18 protein-coding genes and 3 pseudogenes are annotated in these 19,902 nt (G+C 73.2%); 13 read left to right on the forward strand and 8 right to left on the reverse strand.

Going from position 1 to position 19,902, the window contains the following annotated elements; translation table 11 throughout:
• Nucleotides 1–14 precede the first annotated feature (14 nt).
• From AB0K60_RS18250 to AB0K60_RS18260, 3 genes are read right to left on the reverse strand one after another with little or no spacing between them, the layout of a single operon-like run.
• Nucleotides 15–962: a VWA domain-containing protein gene (locus AB0K60_RS18250; RefSeq protein ID WP_364055648.1), complete on the reverse strand. Its 948-nt coding sequence runs from the start codon at nucleotides 960–962 to the stop codon at nucleotides 15–17.
• A complete protein-coding gene (locus AB0K60_RS18255; RefSeq protein ID WP_364055651.1) occupies nucleotides 959–1,921 on the reverse strand; it encodes a DUF58 domain-containing protein in 963 nt (320 codons plus the stop codon). Before AB0K60_RS18255 ends, AB0K60_RS18250 begins: the two co-directional genes overlap by 4 nt.
• A 7-nt stretch (nucleotides 1,922–1,928) precedes the next feature.
• On the reverse strand, nucleotides 1,929–2,948 hold the full coding sequence (locus tag AB0K60_RS18260) for an AAA family ATPase (protein WP_364055874.1): 1,020 nt from the start codon (nucleotides 2,946–2,948) through the stop codon (nucleotides 1,929–1,931).
• Between the two features lie 228 nt (nucleotides 2,949–3,176).
• Here AB0K60_RS18260 and AB0K60_RS18265 point away from each other — a divergent pair, with 228 nt between their 5' ends.
• Both AB0K60_RS18265 and AB0K60_RS18270 read left to right on the forward strand, forming a co-directional pair.
• Entirely contained in the window at nucleotides 3,177–3,923 is a 747-nt protein-coding gene (locus AB0K60_RS18265) for a hypothetical protein (protein ID WP_364055654.1), read from the forward strand.
• A gap of 251 nt (nucleotides 3,924–4,174) precedes the next feature.
• A complete protein-coding gene (locus tag AB0K60_RS18270; RefSeq protein WP_364055877.1) occupies nucleotides 4,175–4,333 on the forward strand; it encodes an ATP-binding protein in 159 nt (52 codons plus the stop codon).
• A 21-nt stretch (nucleotides 4,334–4,354) separates the two neighbouring features.
• On the opposite strand, the gene AB0K60_RS18275 is transcribed toward AB0K60_RS18270, so the two are convergent.
• Nucleotides 4,355–4,588 carry a hypothetical protein gene (locus tag AB0K60_RS18275; protein WP_364055657.1) on the reverse strand — a complete coding sequence of 78 codons (234 nt, stop codon included), beginning with the start codon at nucleotides 4,586–4,588 and terminating at the stop codon, nucleotides 4,355–4,357.
• Nucleotides 4,589–4,900: 312 nt separating this feature from the next.
• Here AB0K60_RS18275 and AB0K60_RS18280 point away from each other — a divergent pair, with 312 nt between their 5' ends.
• From AB0K60_RS18280 to mnhG, 6 genes are all read left to right on the forward strand, one after another.
• Nucleotides 4,901–7,822, forward strand: a complete 2,922-nt coding sequence (locus tag AB0K60_RS18280; RefSeq protein WP_364055659.1) for a Na+/H+ antiporter subunit A — start codon at nucleotides 4,901–4,903, stop codon at nucleotides 7,820–7,822.
• Entirely contained in the window at nucleotides 7,819–8,475 is a 657-nt protein-coding gene (locus AB0K60_RS18285) for a Na(+)/H(+) antiporter subunit C (RefSeq protein WP_364055662.1), read from the forward strand. The genes AB0K60_RS18280 and AB0K60_RS18285 overlap by 4 nt, the downstream gene beginning before the upstream one ends.
• Nucleotides 8,472–10,196 (forward strand): Na+/H+ antiporter subunit D, encoded by a 1,725-nt coding sequence (locus AB0K60_RS18290; RefSeq protein ID WP_364055665.1) that lies wholly within the window; start codon nucleotides 8,472–8,474, stop codon nucleotides 10,194–10,196. Before AB0K60_RS18285 ends, AB0K60_RS18290 begins: the two co-directional genes overlap by 4 nt.
• Nucleotides 10,197–10,240: 44 nt before the next feature.
• Complete coding sequence (locus AB0K60_RS18295; RefSeq protein ID WP_364055668.1) at nucleotides 10,241–10,822, forward strand: Na+/H+ antiporter subunit E; 582 nt, start codon at nucleotides 10,241–10,243, stop codon at nucleotides 10,820–10,822.
• 190 nt (nucleotides 10,823–11,012) lie between these two features.
• Nucleotides 11,013–11,318 (forward strand): monovalent cation/H+ antiporter complex subunit F, encoded by a 306-nt coding sequence (locus tag AB0K60_RS18300; protein WP_364055671.1) that lies wholly within the window; start codon nucleotides 11,013–11,015, stop codon nucleotides 11,316–11,318.
• Nucleotides 11,308–11,727, forward strand: coding sequence for a monovalent cation/H(+) antiporter subunit G (gene mnhG, locus AB0K60_RS18305; RefSeq protein WP_364055674.1), 420 nt, complete (start codon nucleotides 11,308–11,310; stop codon nucleotides 11,725–11,727). The genes AB0K60_RS18300 and mnhG overlap by 11 nt, the downstream gene beginning before the upstream one ends.
• Nucleotides 11,728–11,948: 221 nt before the next feature.
• On the opposite strand, the gene AB0K60_RS18310 is transcribed toward mnhG, so the two are convergent.
• The 3 genes from AB0K60_RS18310 to AB0K60_RS18320 all read right to left on the reverse strand — a co-directional run bounded on the left by AB0K60_RS18310 (nucleotide 11,949) and on the right by AB0K60_RS18320 (nucleotide 15,597).
• On the reverse strand, nucleotides 11,949–12,836 hold the full coding sequence (locus tag AB0K60_RS18310; RefSeq protein ID WP_364055677.1) for a DUF2268 domain-containing putative Zn-dependent protease: 888 nt from the start codon (nucleotides 12,834–12,836) through the stop codon (nucleotides 11,949–11,951).
• Nucleotides 12,837–12,932: 96 nt separating this feature from the next.
• Nucleotides 12,933–14,177, reverse strand: coding sequence for an MFS transporter (locus tag AB0K60_RS18315; protein ID WP_364055680.1), 1,245 nt, complete (start codon nucleotides 14,175–14,177; stop codon nucleotides 12,933–12,935).
• Nucleotides 14,178–14,847: 670 nt separating this feature from the next.
• Nucleotides 14,848–15,597 carry a DeoR/GlpR family DNA-binding transcription regulator gene (locus AB0K60_RS18320; RefSeq protein ID WP_364055683.1) on the reverse strand — a complete coding sequence of 250 codons (750 nt, stop codon included), beginning with the start codon at nucleotides 15,595–15,597 and terminating at the stop codon, nucleotides 14,848–14,850.
• 70 nt (nucleotides 15,598–15,667) lie between these two features.
• Here AB0K60_RS18320 and AB0K60_RS18325 point away from each other — a divergent pair.
• Both AB0K60_RS18325 and AB0K60_RS18330 read left to right on the forward strand, forming a co-directional pair.
• Nucleotides 15,668–16,225, forward strand: a pseudogene (locus tag AB0K60_RS18325) (HTH domain-containing protein); the annotation flags it as partial.
• A gap of 390 nt (nucleotides 16,226–16,615) precedes the next feature.
• Nucleotides 16,616–17,011, forward strand: a pseudogene (locus AB0K60_RS18330) (WYL domain-containing protein); the annotation flags it as partial.
• Between the two features lie 272 nt (nucleotides 17,012–17,283).
• On the opposite strand, the pseudogene AB0K60_RS18335 reads toward AB0K60_RS18330, so the two are convergent.
• Nucleotides 17,284–17,519, reverse strand: a pseudogene (locus tag AB0K60_RS18335) (DUF4031 domain-containing protein); the annotation flags it as partial.
• A gap of 174 nt (nucleotides 17,520–17,693) precedes the next feature.
• Here AB0K60_RS18335 and AB0K60_RS18340 point away from each other — a divergent pair.
• From AB0K60_RS18340 to AB0K60_RS18350, 3 genes are all read left to right on the forward strand, one after another.
• Nucleotides 17,694–18,269: an Orn/Lys/Arg decarboxylase N-terminal domain-containing protein gene (locus AB0K60_RS18340; protein ID WP_364055686.1), complete on the forward strand. Its 576-nt coding sequence runs from the start codon at nucleotides 17,694–17,696 to the stop codon at nucleotides 18,267–18,269.
• Between the two features lie 95 nt (nucleotides 18,270–18,364).
• A complete protein-coding gene (locus tag AB0K60_RS18345; protein ID WP_364055689.1) occupies nucleotides 18,365–18,976 on the forward strand; it encodes a LysE family translocator in 612 nt (203 codons plus the stop codon).
• Nucleotides 18,973–19,722: an alpha/beta hydrolase gene (locus tag AB0K60_RS18350; protein WP_364055692.1), complete on the forward strand. Its 750-nt coding sequence runs from the start codon at nucleotides 18,973–18,975 to the stop codon at nucleotides 19,720–19,722. The genes AB0K60_RS18345 and AB0K60_RS18350 overlap by 4 nt, the downstream gene beginning before the upstream one ends.
• Nucleotides 19,723–19,902: the final 180 nt, after the last annotated feature.

Here is a 19,902-nt window from a genome sequence, read left to right on the forward strand (position 1 = left end):
GCACGGGCGGGCGGTCAGGGGAAGCGGGAGCCCAGGGCCATGGCGGTGCCCGCGAGCAGGACTCCGGCGATCACCGCGGCGATGACGAAGCGCTGGGTGACCTCCTGGTGGACGACGCGGTAGCCGAGCGAGGTGCCGATCTGGCTGTACACGTCGCGCAGCTCCGAGCCGGACTCGGCGGTGTAGGCGCGTCCGCCGGTGCCGTCCGACAGCGACTGCAGGGTGGCCTTGTTCACCGGCACGTTGACCGGCCGGCCGTCGATGTCCACGGTGCCGTCGGGCGTGCCGTACGCGATCGTGGAGACCGGGATGCGCACCGCCAGGGCCGCCTCGATCGCGTCGTTGACCGAGCGGCCGGAGGTGTTGTCGCCGTCGGACAGCAGCACGATCGCCGACGGCGGCGGGTCGGTGACGGCCCGCTGGTCGAACGAGCGGATCGCCTCGATCGAGTTGAACACCGCCTCGCCGATCGCGGTGCCCGGCCGGGTGGTGAGGTTCTGGATCGCCGTGGTCACCGCCAGGTGGTCGGTGGTGGGGGAGACCACCACGGCCGCCGACCGGGCGAACGACACCAGGCCGACGTTGAACCGCTCGGGCAGGTCCTTGACGAACTGCTCGGCGGCCTGGCGGGCGGCGACCAGCCGGGTGGGGGCGACGTCCTGGGCCTCCATCGACAGCGAGATGTCCACCGCGATCATGATGGTGGCCCGGTCGCGCGGCACCCGCACCGCGTCGGCCGGGCGCGCCGCCGCGAAGATCAGCAACCCCATCATGATCAGGAACAGCGCGGGCGCCAGGTGCCGGCGCCAGCCCGGCCGCGACGGGGCCACGATCGACAGCAGCGCCAGGTTGGTGAAGCGCACCGCGTAGCGCTTGCGGGCGAACTGGAGCGCGACGTACGCGGCGGCCAGCACCCCCAGCACGACGTACAGCCACAGCCATCCCGCGGATAGGAAGATCACGTGCTTGGCCTCCCTGCCTGTCCGGCCGTCGGCGTCCGGCGCATCAGATGCGCGGTCCGCCGCTGCCGGAGCACAAACTGGGCGATGTCGTAAATCCAGTCTCGATCGGTACGCAGCACCAGGTGGGCCACTCCGCACCGGCGCAACGCCACCCGGGTCGACTCCCGCTGGGTCAGCGCGGCCTCCCGGAACGCCTCGCGAACCTTGCGGGTCAGGTAGACCTCGGCCGTCCGCCCCGTCTCCGGATCGGTGAAGGTCACCAGCCCCACGTCGGGCAGCTCAAGCTCGCGCGGATCGACCACCTCGATCGCCAGCACCTGGTGACGGGCCGCCAGCCGCCGCATCGGCCGCTCCCAGGGCCGCTCGGCGCCCGGATCGCGGGGATCGACCGGGTCGAGGAAGTCGGAGACCACCACCCGCATGCCCCGCTTGCGCCGCGCCCGCGACAGCAGCTCGATGCCCTCGGCCAGGCCCATGCCCTCATCCGCCCCCGGCTCGCCGCGGGGGGCCGCCACCAGCGTCTGCAGCAGCGCGTACAGACCGGGACGACCCGGCCGGGCCGGGAAGCGGTGCACCTTCCCGCCGTGCATCACATACGCCCCGAACCGGTCGCCGATGCGGCTGGACAGGAACCCGATCGCGCCCACCCCGGCGATCACCAGGTCGCGCTTGTCCATGTCGGCGGTGCCGAAGTCCATGCTCGCCGACAGATCGGCCAGCGCCCACGTCTCCAGCTCCCGGTCGGCGATCAGGTCGCGCACGTGCGGCACGGTGGTGCGGGCGGTGACCGCCCAGTCCATGCGCCGCACGTCGTCCTCTCCCGGCACGTACACGCGCGAGTCGCCGTTCTCGCTGCCCGGGCCGGGCAGCAGCCCCTCGTGGGTGCCCTGCAGCAGCCCGTCCAGGCGGCGTACCACGGTCAGCTCCAGCCGCCGCAGCGCGTGCTCGGGTGAGGTCATCGGCGGCTCACCTCGGGCCCTGGTTCCACACCACCAGCGGCGGCGGCACGGCCACCAGGATCTGGCGCACCACCTCCTCGGCGTCGACGCCGTCGGCGAGGGCGTCGAAGGTGAGCATGAGCCGGTGCGCCATCACGTCGACCGCGACGTCGCGGACGTCGTCGGGCAGCAGATAGTCGCGCCCGCGCAGCAGCGCCAGCGCGCGCCCGGCCGCGACCAGGCCGAGGGTGGCGCGCGGGCTGGTGCCGATCTCGATGACCTCCTCCAGGTCGCGCAGGCCGTACTCGGCGGGGGAGCGGGTCGCCATCACCAGGCGGACCACGTAGTCGGCGACGAGCTGGTGCACCGAGACCTGCTCGGCGGCCTGCTGCAGCGCCAGCAGCCGGGGCGGGTCGAGCACGGGGGAGGGCGTCGGCGGGGTGACGCTCATCCGGTGCAGGATCTCCAGCTCCTCCTGCGCGGAGGGGTGGTGCACCTTCACCCGGAACAGGAACCGGTCGCGCTGCACCTCCGGCAGCGGGTAGACGCCCTCGGACTCGATCGGGTTCTGCGTCGCGAGCACCACGAACGGCTTGGGCAGCGGGTGGGTACGGCCCGCCAGCGTCACCTGCCGCTCGGCCATCACCTCCAGCAGCGCCGACTGCACCTTCGCCGGGGCGCGGTTGATCTCGTCGGCGAGCAGGAAGTTGACGAACACCGGGCCGAGCTCGATGTCGAAGCTCTCGGAGGAGGGGTGGTAGACGCGGGTGCCGACGATGTCGCTCGGCACCAGGTCGGGGGTGAACTGGACGCGGGCGAAGCTGCCCCCGACGACGGTCGCCAGGGTGGAGGCGGCCAGCGTCTTGGCCACCCCGGGCACGCCCTCAAGCAGGCAGTGGCCGCGGGCCAGCAGCGCCACCAGCAGCCGCTCGACCATGTGGTCCTGGCCGACGATGACCCGGCGTACCTCGGCGAGGGCACGCCTGAGCAGGCCCGCGTCGGCGGCGACCGCGACCTGGTCCCCGGGCCTGGACGGCTCGGCCCGCATCGCGGCGGGACCCGGGACGGGCTTGTCGGAAGTGTCGGATCCGGAGGTGTCGGGGCCGTCGGGTCTCGGCTGGGCCCCCGTGACGCCGTCGTCGGCGCCTCCCGGGACCGGTTCATCGGCAACGGTCATGAGTGACATTCCATCAAAGTCGCGGCGAACTCGCACGGCCCGGCGGCGCCCTCCCCCGGGCAGAGGACCCTTACCCGGCCCGTGTGCTTTCATGGCTAAGTGCCCAGTCCGCTGCAGTACGGTGATCCCCCGCAGTTGGGGCCCTTCGTCATCCAGGCCCGGCTGCAGACGATGCCGGCCGGATTCGTGTACCTGGGGCAGGCCCAGGACGGCAGGGCGGTGTCGATCGCCGTGCTGACCCGGGGGGCCGCGCTCGACGCCGCCGCCCGCGACCGGTTCGTCGGCGCGATCAAGGAGGCGTCGGCGGGCGGCGTACGCGGCTGGGTGGCGCGGGCCAGGGGCCGCTCCGCGCTCGCCGCCCCGGACGCGCCGCCGATCCTCGACTCCGACGTGGGCCGCGCGCCGTGGGTGGCCGTGCCGTACCGGCCGGGCGGGCCGGGGGCCGAGCGCTACCTGGAGCCGGTGTACGTGACCGGCACGTTCATCGGCGAGGCGCACGGGCCGGACTTCGTGCCGTACTGGATGGGCGACCGCGCCCCCGCCGTGCCCGCCCCGGCCGGGCCGGGCCTGCCGGCGACCGAGCCGCGCCGCTCGGTGGTGCTGGCGAGCGTGGTCCTGGCCCTGCTGGTGCTCATCCTCATCCTGCTCGCCTGGCTGCTGCTGGTCAGGAACGAGGAGGCCGCCTCGCCGACGCGCCCCCTGCCGGCCACGGTCTTCATCCCGACGCCGCCGCCGGTGCCCACCACCGAGCCGCCGGTACGGCCGTCACCGTCCCCGTCGCCGGGGGACACCGGCCGTGGCACGCCGGGCCCGGAGGACGGCCAGGATCCCAGCGGCGCGATCTAGCGCGGATGTCGGGGGGTTTCCCGGCGTGCCTGCGCCGGTGATCGCCGAGCGGGTCGGCTGGGAGCGGTCGATGACGGTGCTTGACCAGCGGATCCGCGAGCTGCGCAGCTGGGCACGCTCAGGATCCCAGCGGTGCGATCTAGCGCGGTGCCGTGGGGGTATCCCGGCGTGCGCGCGCCGGTGATTGCCGAGCGGGTCGGCTGGGAGCGGTCGATGACGGTGCTTGACCAGCGGATCCGCGAGCTGCGCAGCTGGGCACGCTGGACTTCATCGCCACGCGGGAGAACGTGGTGTTCTTGGGCCCGCCGGGGGCGGGCAGGACATACCTGTCGATTGGGTTGGGCATCCGCGCCTGCCCCGCGGGCGTTCACCGGGCCGGGCATCCGGCCGGGGCCGCGTGGCGCCGGTAACGGGAGACGCCGACGACGGCGTCACAGGCCCAGCCCGGGCCCGGCCGGCCGCACCCGGGACGCCGCCGCTGCGGCGTACTGAAAGACCGTTCCCGGTGGAGTGAGGCGGCCCGGCGTCAGGTGCTCGGCGGCGTAGGCGTTCACGACCGTAAGCCCGTCGTCGATCGAGGAGCCCGGCGTGATGCCGGACCAGCGGCCGGGCAGCGCCTGACTGATCCGCTCACCGCGCCGGGTGGCGGCGACCTGCCCGGGCACGCCGTCCGCTCCGGGTCTCTCCGGACGAGGCCGTGTGGACGGACCGGTGGAACAGGCGCGGGCCGTGCCCATTCTCTGTTTGATCTACATCGTAAAGGGGGTCGGTTGCCGTCAATCCACGTCCTGCCGCAGAACCAAGCCACGGAACCGACCAGAGAAACAGCCCGCCAATCGCGACACCGGACATCGAAGATCGGTCGCGCATGATCGTTGATTTCCGGGGGAGCAGGTCGATGTGACTCCTTGTCCCCCGCAGTGTCCCGGATGCGCCTCCCCGGGCGGCGTGTGCCCGATTCGGGCCGGGGAGCCCGGGTGACGACACCGACCATGATGACCGGCGCGGACGCGACGTCGGCGCTCATCGTCCTCCACGCGATCGCGGCTGCGGCGGCCCCGGCGCTGGTACGCCGGTGGGGCAGGCGGGCCCTGTACGCGCTGGCGGCGGCCCCCGCCGCGTCGGGCGCATGGGCGGTGGCGATCACCGCCGGGGTCCGAGAGGGCGGCGTGGTGAGCGGGACGTACCCGTGGGCGGCGCCGCTCGGCCTGGAGATCGCCGTCCGGGTCGATGCGCTCGGATGGCTGATGGCGCTGCTCGTGGGATGGGTCGGCGCGCTGGTTCTGATCTACAGCGCCCGCTACTTCACCTCCGGCGAGGAAGGGCTCGGCCGGTTCGCCGGCGTGTTCGTCGCCTTCGCGGGGGCCATGTTCGGCCTGGTCGTCTCCGACAACCTGCTCGTGCTGTACGTGTTCTGGGAGCTGACGACCGTCTGCTCGTACCTGCTGATCGGTCACGACCCCGAACGGCGGGCGAGCCGGCGCGCGGCGATGCGGGCCCTGCTGGTCACCACGGCGGGCGGGCTGGCGATGCTCGGCGGGTTCGTCATGCTCGGCGCGCACGCCGGCTCCTACCGCTGGTCGGCGATCGCCGAGGCGCCGCCGCCGGGCGGACCCTATCTGACGGTCGCGCTGGCCCTGGTCCTGCTCGGGGCGCTGAGCAAGTCGGCGATCTTCCCTTTCGGGTTCTGGCTGCCGGGGGCCATGGCCGCGCCCACCCCGGTCAGCGCCTACCTGCACGCGGCGGCGATGGTGAAGGCCGGGGTGTTTTTGGCGGCGCTGATGACGCCCGCGTTCGCGGCTGTGCCGGTGTGGCGGGGGACGCTGCTCGCGGCCGGCGCGGTCACCGTGCTGCTCGGCGGATGGGCGGCGCTGCGTCAGCACGATCTGAAGCTGCTGCTGGCGTACGGCACCGTCAGCCAGCTCGGCCTGCTCATGGCGGTGTTCGGCGGCGGCACGCGGGACGCGGCGCTGGCGGGAGCGGCGATGCTGCTGGCCCACGCGTTGTTCAAGGCCCCGCTCTTCCTGGTCGTCGGCGTCGTCGACCGGGTCGCGGGCACCCGCGACGCGCGGGAGCTCAGCGGGCTGGGGCGGCGCGCGCCGTGGCTCGCCGCGATCGCGGGGGTGGCGGCGGCGTCGATGGCAGGGGTGCCGCCGACGGCCGGTTTCGTCGGCAAGGAGGCGGTGTTCGAGGCGCTGCTGCGCGGTTCGGCCGCCGACCGTGTCGTGCTGGGCTGCCTGGTGCTCGGGACCGTGCTCACCGTGGCGTACACGCTGCGCCTGCTGTGGGGGGCGTTCGCCGTCAAGAACGGCGTGGCGGACGCCGAGCCGCGCCGGGCCGGGTGGGCGTTCCTGGCGGCCCCTGCGGTCCTGGCCGTGGCCGGGCTCGCGGCGGGGGTCGCCGCCCCGGCGGTCGGCGGGATGCTGGCCGGGTACGCCGACACCGTGCCGCCCCGGGCCGCGGAGGCCGTAGAGACCGGCGAGACAGGGGAGGCCGCCTACCACCTGGCGGTGTGGCACGGGTTCATCCCCGCGCTGGGGCTGTCCGCGCTGGCGCTGGCGGGCGGGGCCGGGCTGTTCGTCCTCGGACGCCGCGCCGTCCGTGTCGCCCGCCTGGGCCGCCTGCGTCTGCCGTTCGACGGGACCGCCGTGTACGACGCGCTGGTGCGCGGGGTGGGCCGCGTCGCGGTGGAGCTCACCGGGGCCACCCAGCGCGGCTCGCTGCCGTTCTACCTCGGGACCATCCTCGTCGTGCTGGTGGCGCTGCCCGGCGGCGTGATGCTGGCGGGCGAGCCGTGGCGGACGGCGGCGCGGCCCTGGGACGGCCCGCTGCAGCCGCTCGCCGCCGTGATGGTGATCGCGGCGGCGATCTTCGCGGCCCGGGCGACGGTCCGGTTCACCGCGATGATCCTGGTCGGGGTGTCCGGGTACGGCATCGCGGTGCTGTTCGTGCTGCACGGGGCGCCCGATCTGGCGTTGACGCAGTTCCTGGTGGAGACGGTCACCATGGTGATGTTCGCGCTGGTGCTGCGCCGCCTGCCGGTGCGGTTCTCCGAACGGCCCTGGCCCTGGGCGCGGCGCGTGCGGCCGGCGATCGGCGTCGCCGTGGGCGTCGCCGCCGCCGGGATGGCCTACGCCGCGGCGTCGGCGCGGCAGGCGGCGCCGGTCTCGGTGGCCTACCCGGGCCCGGCGGTGTCGTTCGGCGGGGGCGACAACATCGTCAATGTCACCCTCGTGGACATCCGGGCCTGGGACACGATGGGGGAGATCTCGGTGCTGGTGGGGGCGGCCACCGGCGTGGCGAGCCTGATCTTCCGCCGGGCCGCGGCGTTGCGGCGCCGTACGGCCGGGCCGGCGCGGCCGTACGGGCCCGAGCCGGGGCAGTGGCTGATGGCGGGCGCGAGCCCCGAGGCACGGCGGCAGTCGATCGTCCTGCAGGTGATCACCCGGCTGCTGTTTCACACCATCGTGCTGTTCTCGGCGTACCTGCTCTTCTCCGGACACGACGCGCCGGGCGGCGGGTTCGCGGCCGGGCTGGTCGCCGGGCTCGCGCTGGCCGTGCGCTATCTGGCCGGCGGGCGGGCCGAGCTGAACGTCGCCGTGCCGGTCGGGTCGGGCGTCGTCCTCGGCGCGGGGCTGCTCGTCGCGGTGGGCACCGCGGTGGCGGCGATGCCGCTCGGCGGGCAGGTGCTGCAAAGCGCCATGCTCGATGTCCACCTGCCCGTGCTCGGGCACGTCCACCTGGTCACCTCGACGTTCTTCGACATCGGGGTGTACCTCGTCGTCGTCGGGCTGGTGCTGGACATCCTGCGCAGTCTGGGGGCCGAGGTGGACCGCCAGGCCGACGACGATCCGGATCCCGGGAACCCCGTGGACGCCGACGACAAGGAGCCCGTGTGACGCCCAATCTCGTGTACGTCGTCACGGTCGGCGTGCTGTTCGCCACCGGGGTGACGCTGCTGCTGGAACGCAGCCTGACGCGCGTGCTGATGGGGGTGATCCTGCTCGGCAACGGCGCGAACCTGCTGATTCTGTCCGGCGGGCGGCTCGGCGGGCCGCCGATCGTCGGGGTGACGCCGCAGGGCGGGATGAGCGATCCGCTGCCGCAGGCGATGATCCTCACCGCGATCGTGATCACGCTGGGCATGAGCGCGTTCCTGCTGGCGATGGCCTATCGGAGCTGGCAGTTGGTCGGTCACGACGAGGTGCGGGACGACGTCGAGGACCGCCGGATCGTGGCGCTCGCGGAGCGGGACCGGGGGCTCGACGGCGATGAGGGCGGCGACACCGATGACACCGGCGCTGTCGCGGGTGGTGACGCCGGGGACATCCGTGCGGGGCATGGGGGCCGCGGAGGCGATGACGGGAATGGCGGCGCCGGAGGTACCGGGCGTGCCGAGACCGGTGGCGGCGCAGACTCGGGCAGCGCCGCACGCGGTGACCAAGGCGCCAGCGGCGAGACCGGCACCGATACCGGTGACGAAGCGGGTGATGACAGCGCCGGCGGGGATGGCGGGCGGCGGGGCCGTGGCGACGGGCCGGGGGCGGGATGACGAACCTGGTTCCGCTGCCGGTGGTGATGCCGCTGTTGGGGGCGGCGATGACGCTGCTGCTGGGACGCCGCCCCCGGCTGCAGCGGGCGGTCAGCGTCGTGGTGCTCGGTGGTGTCCTGCTGGCCGCCGTCGCGCTGCTGGTGCTGACCGCGCGGGGCGGGCCGCTGGTCGTCGAGGTGGGCGGGTGGGCGGCGCCGCTGGGGATCGTGCTGGTCGCCGACCGGCTCGCCGCGCTCATGCTGGTGGTCTCCGCCGCCGTCACCCTGGCCGTGCTGGCGTACTCCATCGGGCAGGGCATGGCCGACGGGCAGGAGGAGGCGCCGCTGTCGGTCTACCATCCGACGTACCTGGTGCTTTCCGCCGGTGTGGCCAACGCGTTTCTGGCGGGCGACCTGTTCAACCTCTACGTGGGGTTCGAGATCCTGCTCGTGGCCAGCTACGTGCTGCTCACCATGGGCGGCACCGAGACGCGCGTCCTGCTGGGCACGACGTACGTCGTGGTCAGCCTGCTGTCCTCGCTGATCTTCCTGACCGGCCTCGGCCTGGTCTACGCGGCGGCCGGGACGCTCAATCTGGCCCAGCTCGCCGGGCGGCTCGACGCCCTGCCGGACGATGTGCGGCTGATGCTGCAGGGGATGCTGCTGCTCGCCTTCGGCATCAAGGCGGCCGTCTTCCCGCTGTCGGCCTGGCTGCCCGACAGCTACCCCACCGCCCCGGCCCCGGTGACCGCGGTCTTCGCGGGGCTGCTCACCAAGGTCGGCGTGTACGCGATCATCCGCTCCGAGACCCTGCTGTTCCCCGGCGGCCCCGCCGCGGGCCTGCTGCTGGTGCTGGCGCTGCTGACCATGCTGGTCGGGATCCTCGGCGCGGTCGCGCAGTCCGACATCAAGCGGTTGTTGTCGTTCACCCTGGTCAGCCACATCGGGTACATGCTGTTCGGGGTGGGGCTGACCACTCGGCTCGGGCTGTCCGCGGCGATCTTCTACGTGGTGCACCACATCATGATCCAGACGACGCTCTTCCTCGCCGCCGGGCTTGTGGAACGGCGCGGCGGAACGACCGCGATGGACCGGCTGGGCGGGCTGGCCCGGATCTCGCCGCTGCTCGGGGTGCTGTTCCTGGTCCCCGCGCTCAATCTCGCCGGCATCCCGCCGTTCTCCGGTTTCCTGGGCAAGGTGGGGCTGATTCGGGCCGGGATCGCCGAGGGCGGTCCGCTGGCCTGGGCGCTGGTCGGCGGGGGGCTGCTGACCAGCCTGCTCACCCTGTACGCGGTCGCGCGCGTGTGGGACCGGGCTTTCTGGCGGGCGCCGCATGTCGAGATGCCCGGCCCGGACGACACGATGCACACCGTGCGGGCACGGGAAGAGCACACCGTGCGGGCACGGGAAGAGCACGCCGTGCGGGCACGGGAAGAGCACGCCGTGCGGGCACGGGAAGAGCACGCCGTGCGGGCACGGGAGGAGCCCACCGCGCGGTCGGGGGAGGAGCTCACCGCGCGGTCGCGGGAGGGGCGCGAGCCGTACCCGGTGGCGGACGTCGCCGAGCACTCCGGCGCGATGCTGCCCCGGCTCATGGTCGGGTCCACCGTCGCGCTGCTGGTCCTCGGCGTGGGGCTCACCGTGGTGGCGGGCCCGCTGTTCGAGCTGAGCGGCTCGGCCGCCGCCGACCTGATCGATCGCGTCCCGTACGTGCGGGCCGTCTACCCGGAGGGTGTCCCGTGAGTCGTTACCGCCCCTCGCCGGGGCCGGAGGAGCCGTGTCCCGGGTTGACCCGGCGTGACGTGCGGCGGAATCAGGTGATCGCGATCACGGTGCTGATCGTCGTCTGGTGCCTGCTGTGGGGGTCGTTCTCCTGGGCGAACGTCATCGGGGGCCTGGTTCTGGCCGTGGTCGTCATCGTCGTGTTCCCGCTGCCGCCGGTGACGTTCGCCGGGCGCGTTCATCCGCTGGGGCTGGCGCGGTTCGTCGCGCGGTTCCTGCTCGATCTCGTGGTCTCCAGCGTGCAGGTCGCCTGGCTGGCGTTCCGGTTCGGGCACACGCCGCGCGGCGCGGTCATCGCCGTGCCGCTGCGCGTGCGCTCCGACCTCAATCTCACCCTCACCGGCGTGGCCCTGTCGCTGGTGCCCGGCAGTCTCATCGTCGAGGCGGACCGCGCCGCCGGGGTTCTCTACGTTCACGTTCTGGGCGTACGCGACCACGACGAGGCCGAGCGGTTCCGCCGGGACGTGCTTGAGCTGGAGGCGCGCGTCGTGGGCGCGATCGGCTCGGCCGCCGAGCTGGCGGCCGTCGCGGGGCAGGGGGCGGCCGGTCCCGTTCCGCCCGCCGACAGGGAGGGCCCGCCCTCATGACACTCCCTGTGTCAGCCTCAAGCGGCGAGTGGCTCGTTGAGGGCTGTTGCGGCGCCGTGTTTGGCGCGGTCGTAGGGGACGCCGTCGAGCGGCGACCGGACCAGCGACCGGACCAGACCGTCACCCCGGCTCCCGCCGAGTCCCTTCACCAAGCACCGTGGTGGTGCCTGCGAGAAAGAGGGTGCCCCTAGTGACCGTCGTCGCCGTGGTCGTCGCCGCGATGTTCGCCGTCGCCGGCGTGCTGGCCCTGATCCGGATCATCCGCGGCCCGTCCGTCCTCGACCGGGTCGTGGCGACCGACGTCGTGTTGGCCGTCGTCGTCGCGGCCGTCGCCGCCGAGGCCGCCTACACCCGCGACGCCACCGCGCTGCCCGTGCTCGTCGTGCTGTCCATCCTCGGTTTCACCGGCTCGGTGAGCGTCTCCCGGTTCGCCACCCGGGGCCGTCGGCAGGAGGCGCCGCGAACACCCCCGGAAGGACGCCGTGATGGGCCTTGACGTGATCCTCGACGTCGCCGCCGCGGTCTGTCTGGCCGGTGGCGCGCTGCTCAGCGTGTCGGCCGGGGTCGCGCTGCTTCGCTTCCCCGACCTGTTGTCGCGCATGCACGCGGCGACCAAGCCCCAGGTGCTCGGTTTGCTGCTGGTCCTGCTCGGCTGCGCGTTGCGGCTGCGTACGGCGGTGGACATCACCACGCTGGTGCTGATCGCGGTGTTCCAGCTGGCCACCTCCCCGGTGGCGGCGCACATGATCGGCCGTGCCGGGTACCGGGACCGGCGCATGCGCGCCGATTTGCTGGTCGTCGACGAGTTGGCGGCGAACGCCGATCGCGTCGGCCGCCAGGACGAGGAACCGTACGCGGGGTCCGGGCCAGGGGAACAGCGGTCGCGGCGACCGCGCGGGCAATGATCGTGGCCGCCGGTGCCGGCGATGAGCCGCTACCGGAGGGGCGGCCGTGGCAGCCGCGGTCAGGCCCTCGCCGATCGCCGGGATGAGGCCGAAGGCTTGACCTCGTGGACGGCTCCGCATGGCGACCTTCGACGGAATCTACATTGTAAAGGCGGACGGTTGAGACAACACACCCGCCTGTACACCCGACAAACAAACCGACAACCACCGACCCGATGTCCTCACGCGGCGACCGTCACGCCCGCGTTGGCGAGGATCTCCGTGGTGGGCAGGATGGTGCTCTCGGCGGCCGTGAGTCCGGTGGCGGCGAGGTGGGCATCGACGATGCGCAGGCCGACGGCGTAGCCGGCCATGTCGGGGATGCCGACCGGTGTCTGGCCCATCCGCTCGGCGGTGGCGTCGCCCAGAACGTACGGGGTGAGGTTGTGCATGCCCTGGAGGCCCACCGCGGCGGTGATCTTGGCGTAGGCGTCGTCGAGGGCCTGGCCGGAGACCGCGCGGGTGTAGACGCCCAGGGCTCCGGGGCCGCCCAATTCGCGTACGAACGCCTCGGCGAGCCCCTCGGAGATCACATGCTCGCCGACGGTGACCGTGGCGGGGTTCCACTCGACGTTGGCGTGGCGGATGTAGTGGTGCATCTCGTGCACGGCGCAGTGGGCGATCTGCTGCAGGTTCTCCGGGGTGGGCCAGGCGACCACGAACAGCACCGGTGAGCCGCCGGACATGCCGTAGTAGCCGCCGATGCGCTTCATCAGGTGCTCGTCGTCGGGGTTGCCAAGGACGAGCACGGCGCGTACCGGCACGTCATGGTGCCGGATGCCGGGCACGGCCGCCTTCTGGAGCCGCCACGCCGCCTCCAGCGCCTCGCGCATGCGCCCCCACACGCCGGCGTCGGTCATCATGCGCAGTGCGGGCAGGTAGCGGGGGTCCTCGCGGTCCACCCGGAAGCCTCCGGCCTGGTGATGCATCTGCACCAGATCCATGTTCAGCCTGGCGGCGGTGGAGTCGAAGGCGTTCAGCAGCCTGGTCAGCGCTTCGGGGCGCTCGGGCAGGGGGAGCGTCAGCAGTTCGGCCATGGCCGTGGCGGTGTCGTCAACGATGATGTCCATGGCTGCGACGCTAAGGTCTCACGTTACGTGAGGCTCAAGCGCTTTTAACGCGGTTTTACGCGGCGCGCCGGGACCAACCGTGCCCGCGGGCGCGGATCAGGTGGAGGGTGGGCCGGGCGTGCGCAGGGCGGTGGCGGCCAGGGCGACGAACAGGGCCAGAACGGCCGGGATCGCCAGGGCCCGGGGCAGGCCGAGCAGTTCGGCGGCGCCGCCGATGAGCACCGGCCCGCTGAGGAAGCCCACGTAACCGAGGCTGGCGACGCGGGCGAGCCCTTCCCCGGAGCGGCGCGGGTCGCGGTTGGCGGCGGCGGAGAACACCTGCGGCACGATGCACGACAGGCCCGCGCCGAAGCAGCCGAACCCGGCGATCGCCGCAAGCGGGTGCCCGATCAGCAGCGCGACGAGGAGTCCGGCCCCGGCGAGCAGACCGCACCCGCGCACCAGCGGCACCGAGCCGAAGCGGCCCGCGAGCCGGTCGCCGACCAGGCGTCCGGCGGTCATCATCACCGAGAAGGCCGCGTACGGCGCCGCCGCCAGGCCCGGCGACCCGCCCAGGTCCTCGCGCAGGTACACCGACCCCCAGTCGGCGGCGGCCCCCTCGCCGACCAGGCAGCAGAAGGCGAGCACACCGAGGAACAGCACGCCGGGGATCGGCACCCGCCGCAAGCGCCGCCCCGTCGCCGTGGACCCTGCGCCGGACCTTATGTCGGAACCCGTGCCGGAGGCTGCGGCAGAGGCCGCGGCGGGGGCGGCAGAGGTGGCAGGGGTGGCGGGCAGGGCCCAGCGGGCCGACAGCGCGGCCATGACGGTCAACACGGCCCCGACGGCGATGAAGGTGACGACAGGGGTCACGCCGACCTGGGCGAACAGCCCGCCGAGGGCGGCCCCGGCGAAGCCGCCGATGCTGAACACGGCGTGGAAGGCAGACAGGATGGGCCTGCCGTACTCGCGTTCCACCTCGACGGCGTTGGCGTTCATGGACACGTCGAGCGCGCCGTGCACGAATCCAAAGCAGAACAGGGCGGCGGTGAGCAGGGGCAGGTTGGGTGCGAGGGCGGGCAGGACAAGCACGGTGCCCTGCGCGAGCGCGGCCGGGATCATGACCCGATGGCTGCCGTGCCGGTCGATGAGCCGTCCCACAAGTTGCATTCCGGCGATGGCACCGGCGGCGATGCCCAGCAGGCCGAAGCTCAACTCGCCGTCGCCGAGCGCGAGCCGCTCCTTGATCGCCGGGATGCGTGCCGTCCAGGCGCCGATGGCGATCCCCGACAGCAGGAACAGGCCGTGCACGGCGAGCCGGGCGCGCTGGAGACGGGCCCGATCGGGGGCCGTTGTGGTCATGGTGTCCTCTTCGCGTTGGGGGCGGGTGGGAAGCCGGTTTGAAAGTGCTTGTGGGGCGGACGGGGAAGACGCCGGGACCTTGGGGCGCGTCGGGGCCGTCTGAGGGGCCGTCTGAGGGGCTGTCTGAGGGGCCGCATCCCCATTCGGCCGGAATGGCCGTGCCATGTGCCTGCCGAGCTGTGTGCCTTAGCTGTTCTTTACCGTTCGCCTCTTTACCGTTCGCCGTTGTGTCCGCGATCGTCGCGTGCCCGCCCTCGCCTTCGCGCAGGAGAGCCGATGGCGCGATATCCCTTGGCCGAGATTCCGATGGGGACGTCGGTGATCGAGGGAGCGGGTGGACGATGCCGCAGCTGCTGGGCGCCTGGATTTCAGGTTCGGTGGGTCGGTGGCGCGCAGGGCGCCGGTGGATGGGGTCGGGTGGACGACGGGCTGGCACCGCCGCGCGTTTGAATCGCCGGTGCGGGTGGGTCGGTGGCGCGGAAGGGTGGGTGGGGGTGGACGAAGGCTGCGGCGGATGCTGCACCGCCTGAAGTGCTGACACCGGGGGCCGGAGCCGGAAGGAGGTCCTCCGCTGGACCGCTCTCGCGGTTTTCGCCGTGTTCTGCCGTCGACAGTGCGTATGTCGGCCCACGCCGCCGCCGGCCGGGATGCGGCTGTGGCTTCCTGCGGTTCAGACGATGCGGACGCTGACGCCCGCGGCGGTGAGGGCGTCATGTTCCTCTCGGGGGATGCCCTGGTCGGTGACGACGATGTCGAGGCGGTCCAGGGGGCAGACCGCGCCGAACGCGGTGCGGGTGAACTTGCCGGAGTCGGCCGCGGCCACCACCCGCCGGGCGGAGGCCATGGCGGCCTGTTTGACGGCGACGTCCTCCAGGTCGTGCGCGGTCAGGCCGTGCGCCGCCGACAGGCCGCAGCAGCCGATCACCGCGGTGTCGAAGCGCAGCGACCTGATGGACTTCTCGGTGAGCGGCCCGGCGAAGTTGAGCTCGCCGGGCCGTACCTCGCCTCCGGGCAGCACCAGCCGGATCCGGGTCGCGGTGCTGAGTTCCTGTGCGGCGTGCAGGGACAGCGGAAGCACGGTCAGCCGCCGGTCGCGGATGGCCCGGGCGGTCTCCAGCGCCGTGGTGCCGCCGTCGAGCAGCACCGCCTCGCCGTCGGCGATCAGCCCCGCGACCTCGGCGGCGATGCGGCGTTTCTCCTCGACGGCCTCGTGCTCGCGTACGCCGAAGGGGGGTTCCTCGCCGCGCAGCAGCAGGCTGAGCGCGCCGCCCCGGATGCGGCGCACGACGCCCTGGCGGGCCAGGTCGTCCAGGTCGCGCCGGATCGTCATCTCCGACACGCCGTGTTCGGCGGCGAGTTCGGCCACCGACACCGTGTCGGAGACGCGCAGGGCGTCCATGATGGCACGCAATCGATCCATGTGTTCATATGAACATATCAAGTGTGCGAAAGCAAGTCGCCGGGGTGCATGACCAAGGGAGAATGAAGGCATGCGCGCGAGCAGGTTGCTCTCCCTCCTGCTGCTGCTCCAGACCAGGGGGCGGATGACGGCCGGAGAGCTGGCGGAGGAGCTGGAGGTGTCGGTCCGCACCGTGTACCGCGATGTCGAGGCGCTGTCATCGGCCGGGGTGCCGGTGTACGCCGACCGCGGCCCGGCGGGCGGATACCGGCTGCTCGACGGCTTCCGCACCCGCCTCAACGGGCTGACCGCCGACGAGGCCGCCTCGCTGTTCCTGGCCGGCCTGCCCGGACCGGCCGCCGAACTCGGCCTCGGCGAGATCGCCGCCGCGGCCGAGCTGAAACTGCTGGCGGCGCTCCCGCCCGAGCCCCGCTCCCAGGCCCGCCGCATGCGCGAGCGCTTCCACCTCGACGTCCCCGGCTGGTATCACGACGCCGCCGAGTCCCGTTTCCTCGCCGAGGTCGCCGACGCGGTCTGGGACCAGCGCCCGCTGCGCATGACCTACCAGCGCTGGGGCCAGACCGTCGTCGAACGGCTCGTCCACCCCCATGGATTGGTCCTCAAGGCGGGCACGTGGTACCTGGTCGCCCGCGCCTGCCCCGTCCCACCTGCGCCGGCCTCCCACGCCCACGCTGACGCCCACGCCCACGCTGACGCCCATGCCGAGGCCCATGCCGAGGCCGTACGGCCGGGCGCGACGGCAGCCCGGCTCGACCGGGCGCGGCGGGACCAGATCCCGTCGGCGTCGTCCGATCCGCCCGCCGCTGACGGTCCTACGGCCGACGGTCGCCCGGCCGGACGGCGGACATCCGGGCAACGGACGGTCCCGCACGCCAGACACCCGGAATCGTCGGGCGTCGACCCGGCGCACTCGGGCGGAGCGAATCCGGGCGGCGGGAAGTCGTCGCCCCGGCCGCCGCATCCGGACACGACCGGCGGCGGCACGCTGGAGGACTCCGGACAGCCGGGCGACATGCGCACCTACCGGGTGGGACGAATCCGCTCGGTTGAGGTCCTCGACGGCACGTTCGAGCGCGTCGAGGGCTTCGACCTGGCGGCGTACTGGCAGAACTGGTCCGCCGACTTCCTGGACCGCATGTACCGGGAGGAGGCGGTGATACGCATCGCCCAGGACGGCGTCCCGCTGCTCAGAGTGACCATGGGCGTCGCGATCACCGACGCGGCGCTGGCCGAGGCGGGGCCGCCGGACGCCGACGGCTGGATCCGCGTCCGCCTCTCGGTGGAGTCCCTGCGCCACGCCTGCTGGCAGCTCATGCGCCTGGGCGCCTCGGTCGAGGTCCTGGAGCCGCCCGAACTCCGCGCCATGATGATCCAGGCGGTCGCCGACCTGTCCACGCTGTACTTACGCCGGTAACCGCGCACCCCCGGCGCGGCCCAGGCGTGAACAGCGCGCCGGGAGGCGGGCCGCCACGGCTGGTGACGTACGACCATCACGCCGCGACCGCCTGGTCCTCGACGACGGCGGCACGGACTCCTCATGAGCAGGCGCGGCGGTGCCCTGAGCGCCCCGGGGGACGCCGCCGCGCCGCAGGGGCCGTACGGGAGCGAGGCGGGGCGCGTAGGCTCCTGGGTGGAGGGGGTGGCAAGAGCCGCTAGGACTGCTGGATCCCAGGCCCGGTGCCTGCCCGCGGTGAGCCGTATCACCAGCACGCGTGAGGTCTCCGGCTCGGCCCCCAGCAGGACGGCACGGTCGTACACCGTCTCGGGAACGTCATAGTGATCGCGGTGGAACGCCCGCTCCGGCGCTCCGAGCCGCGCCGCGAACCCGCGTGCAGTTCCTCCAGCGAGACGTCACTCACCAGATGCGACCACACCAACCCCCGAGGCCCGGGCCAGTCGGGCGGGTCGATCAGCACGGCCATGCCCGCGCTCCCTTCGCGTCGGAGCCGCGCCGCGCGGTGTCCGGCCCGGCGACCCCAGACCGGGTCGGGCCTTCACCTCCGATTACCAATGGTCGCCACTCAAGTACATGTTGTTACCATGGGGTGGTGTTCGCGGGACCATCCCGCCCCCTTCCCCCGATCGTATGGCAGCGCATGGAGCGAACGGTTCTGGCCGCCGTCACCGAACGTCCCGACGCCGACTCGGCGCTGGCCGAGCAACTGCGGCGCGTGTGCGCGGAGATGGGCGATCTCGGGCTTCAGGTGCGCTGGACCCACCGGGCCGAGGACGCCCTGGCGGTCGTGGGGTCGGACGCCTCGCTGACGGCGCTGCTGGCCGCCTGGGACGCGCCCGGGGCCGAGGAACTGCTGCGGGCGGTGCGGGGGAGGTTCCGCGGCCTGCCGGTCTTCCTGATGACACGCGAGCAGGAGCTCCCGCTGTGGGTGTACGAGGTCATCCAGGGCTACCAGGCGATGATCCGGGCCCGCACCGAGCGGGTCCCGCTGGCCGAGCTGCCGGGCCGGGTCGCCGCGGCCACGGTGGTCGTCACCCCACCGGGAATCCCCATGCTGATGCCCGGCGAAGCGGCCGGCCCGGCCGACGGTCCCCTGGTGACGTATCTGCGGGCCCTAGAGGACTTCGATCGGGTTTTTCCCGATCTGGCCACCGACATTCACGGCGCTCACCGTGACGGCGAGGGCCGCTACTGGGTGGAGGTCCTCAGGAGCTGAAGCGCGGGGGCGCCGTGGTCGATAACGGATTGCCGTGGCGGGCGGTGGCGGGGGACGATTCGCGGATGCATCTACTCTTCTTTGCGGGATCGTGCGTGCTGCTGGCGATGGTCCCGGGTGTCAGCACTGCGGTGATCCTGCGGGAGACGCTGCGGGCGGGTAAGGCGCACGGTGTGGCGGCGACGCTGGGCAACGAGACGGGGCTGCTGCTGTGGGCGCTCGCCGCGGTGTTCGGGCTGTCGGCTCTGCTCCTGGCGTCGCAGGTGGCCTACGACGTGATGCGTGTCGTCGGCGCGGTCGTGCTGGTGGTGATCGGGGTGCAGTCGCTGTGGCAGGCCCGGCGGGGCCGCGCCGAGGCGCCTTCGGAGCAGCCGGAGGCGGGCGGGACCCCGGACGGGAGGCGGGGCGGGAGGCGGCGCTCGTATCTGGTGGGGGCCGCCACGGTCCTGGCCAATCCCAAGGCGGCGGTGTTCGCGATCTCCTTCCTGCCGCAGTTCGTGCCCGCCGGGGCGAATGCGCCGCTGACGCTGGCGATGCTCGCGATGATCTGGGTGGTGATGGACACCCTGTGGTACCTGGTCCTGGTCTGGTTCATCGGCCGGGTGCGGCCGGTGTTCCACCGCCCCGCCGTACGGCGCCGCATGGAGCAGATCTCCGGCGGCGTGCTGATCGCGTTCGGCGTGAAGCTGGCGACGGAGACGCGGTGACCTTCCTGCGATATGACGACGCCGGCGCGGGCGAGGCGGTGCTGCTGTTGCACTCCAGCGCCGCCGACGCGCGGATGTGGGATCCGCTGTGGCCTGCCCTCACCGCTCGCTTCCGGGTGATCCGCCCGGATTTCCGGGGGTACGGGGGCACGCCGTACGCCGCCGACAGGCCCTACTCCGACTGCGGGGACGTGGCCGAGCTGCTGGAGGAGCTGGGGCTGGAGCGGGTCGCGGTCGTCGGCGCCTCCTACGGCGGCCGGGTGGCGCTGGAGCTGGCCTCCGCCCGCCCGGACGCGGTGTCGCGGCTGGTGCTGCTGGCCGCGCCCTGCGACCTGCCCGCCACGCCCGAGATGGAGGCGTTCGGCGCGGAGGAGGAGCGTCTGGTCATGGCGGGGGACCTGGCCGGCGCGGCGGAGCTCAACGCCCGGACCTGGCTCGGCCCCGACGCGACCCCCGAGGTCCGGGCGTTCCTGGCCGAGATGCAGCGCCAGGCGTACACGCTGCAGCTGGCCGCCGACCCCGAGCCGGAGCTGCGCGAGCACGACGTCGACCTGGACCGGCTGACCATGCCGGTTCTGGTCGCCTTCGGCGCTCATGACATGGGCTACTTCGGCGACACCGCGCGTCATCTGGCCGCCCGTCTGCCACGGGCCACGCTGGCCGAGCTGGAGTGGGCCGGTCACCTGCCCAGCCTGGAACGTCCCGAGGAGATCACCCGGCTGATCATCGGGTTCCTGACCGGCTGAGGTGCGGGGGCGCGTCCTCGCGCAGGCATGGCGGGGGCGCCCGGCCCGGGGTCGGCCGCCGGGTCATGGTGCCGGGTCATGGCGGCGGGTTATGGCGGCGGGCACGGCCCCGGAGGGGGATGGCGCGGGTCGGTCCCGGCCGGGGGCGGCCGCGAAAACCCGGTGGGCGGGTACGCACCT

Origin of the sequence: Thermopolyspora sp. NPDC052614, assembly GCF_040678635.1 — a bacterium.
In the GTDB taxonomy this organism is placed as follows: Bacteria; Actinomycetota; Actinomycetes; order Streptosporangiales; family Streptosporangiaceae; genus Thermopolyspora.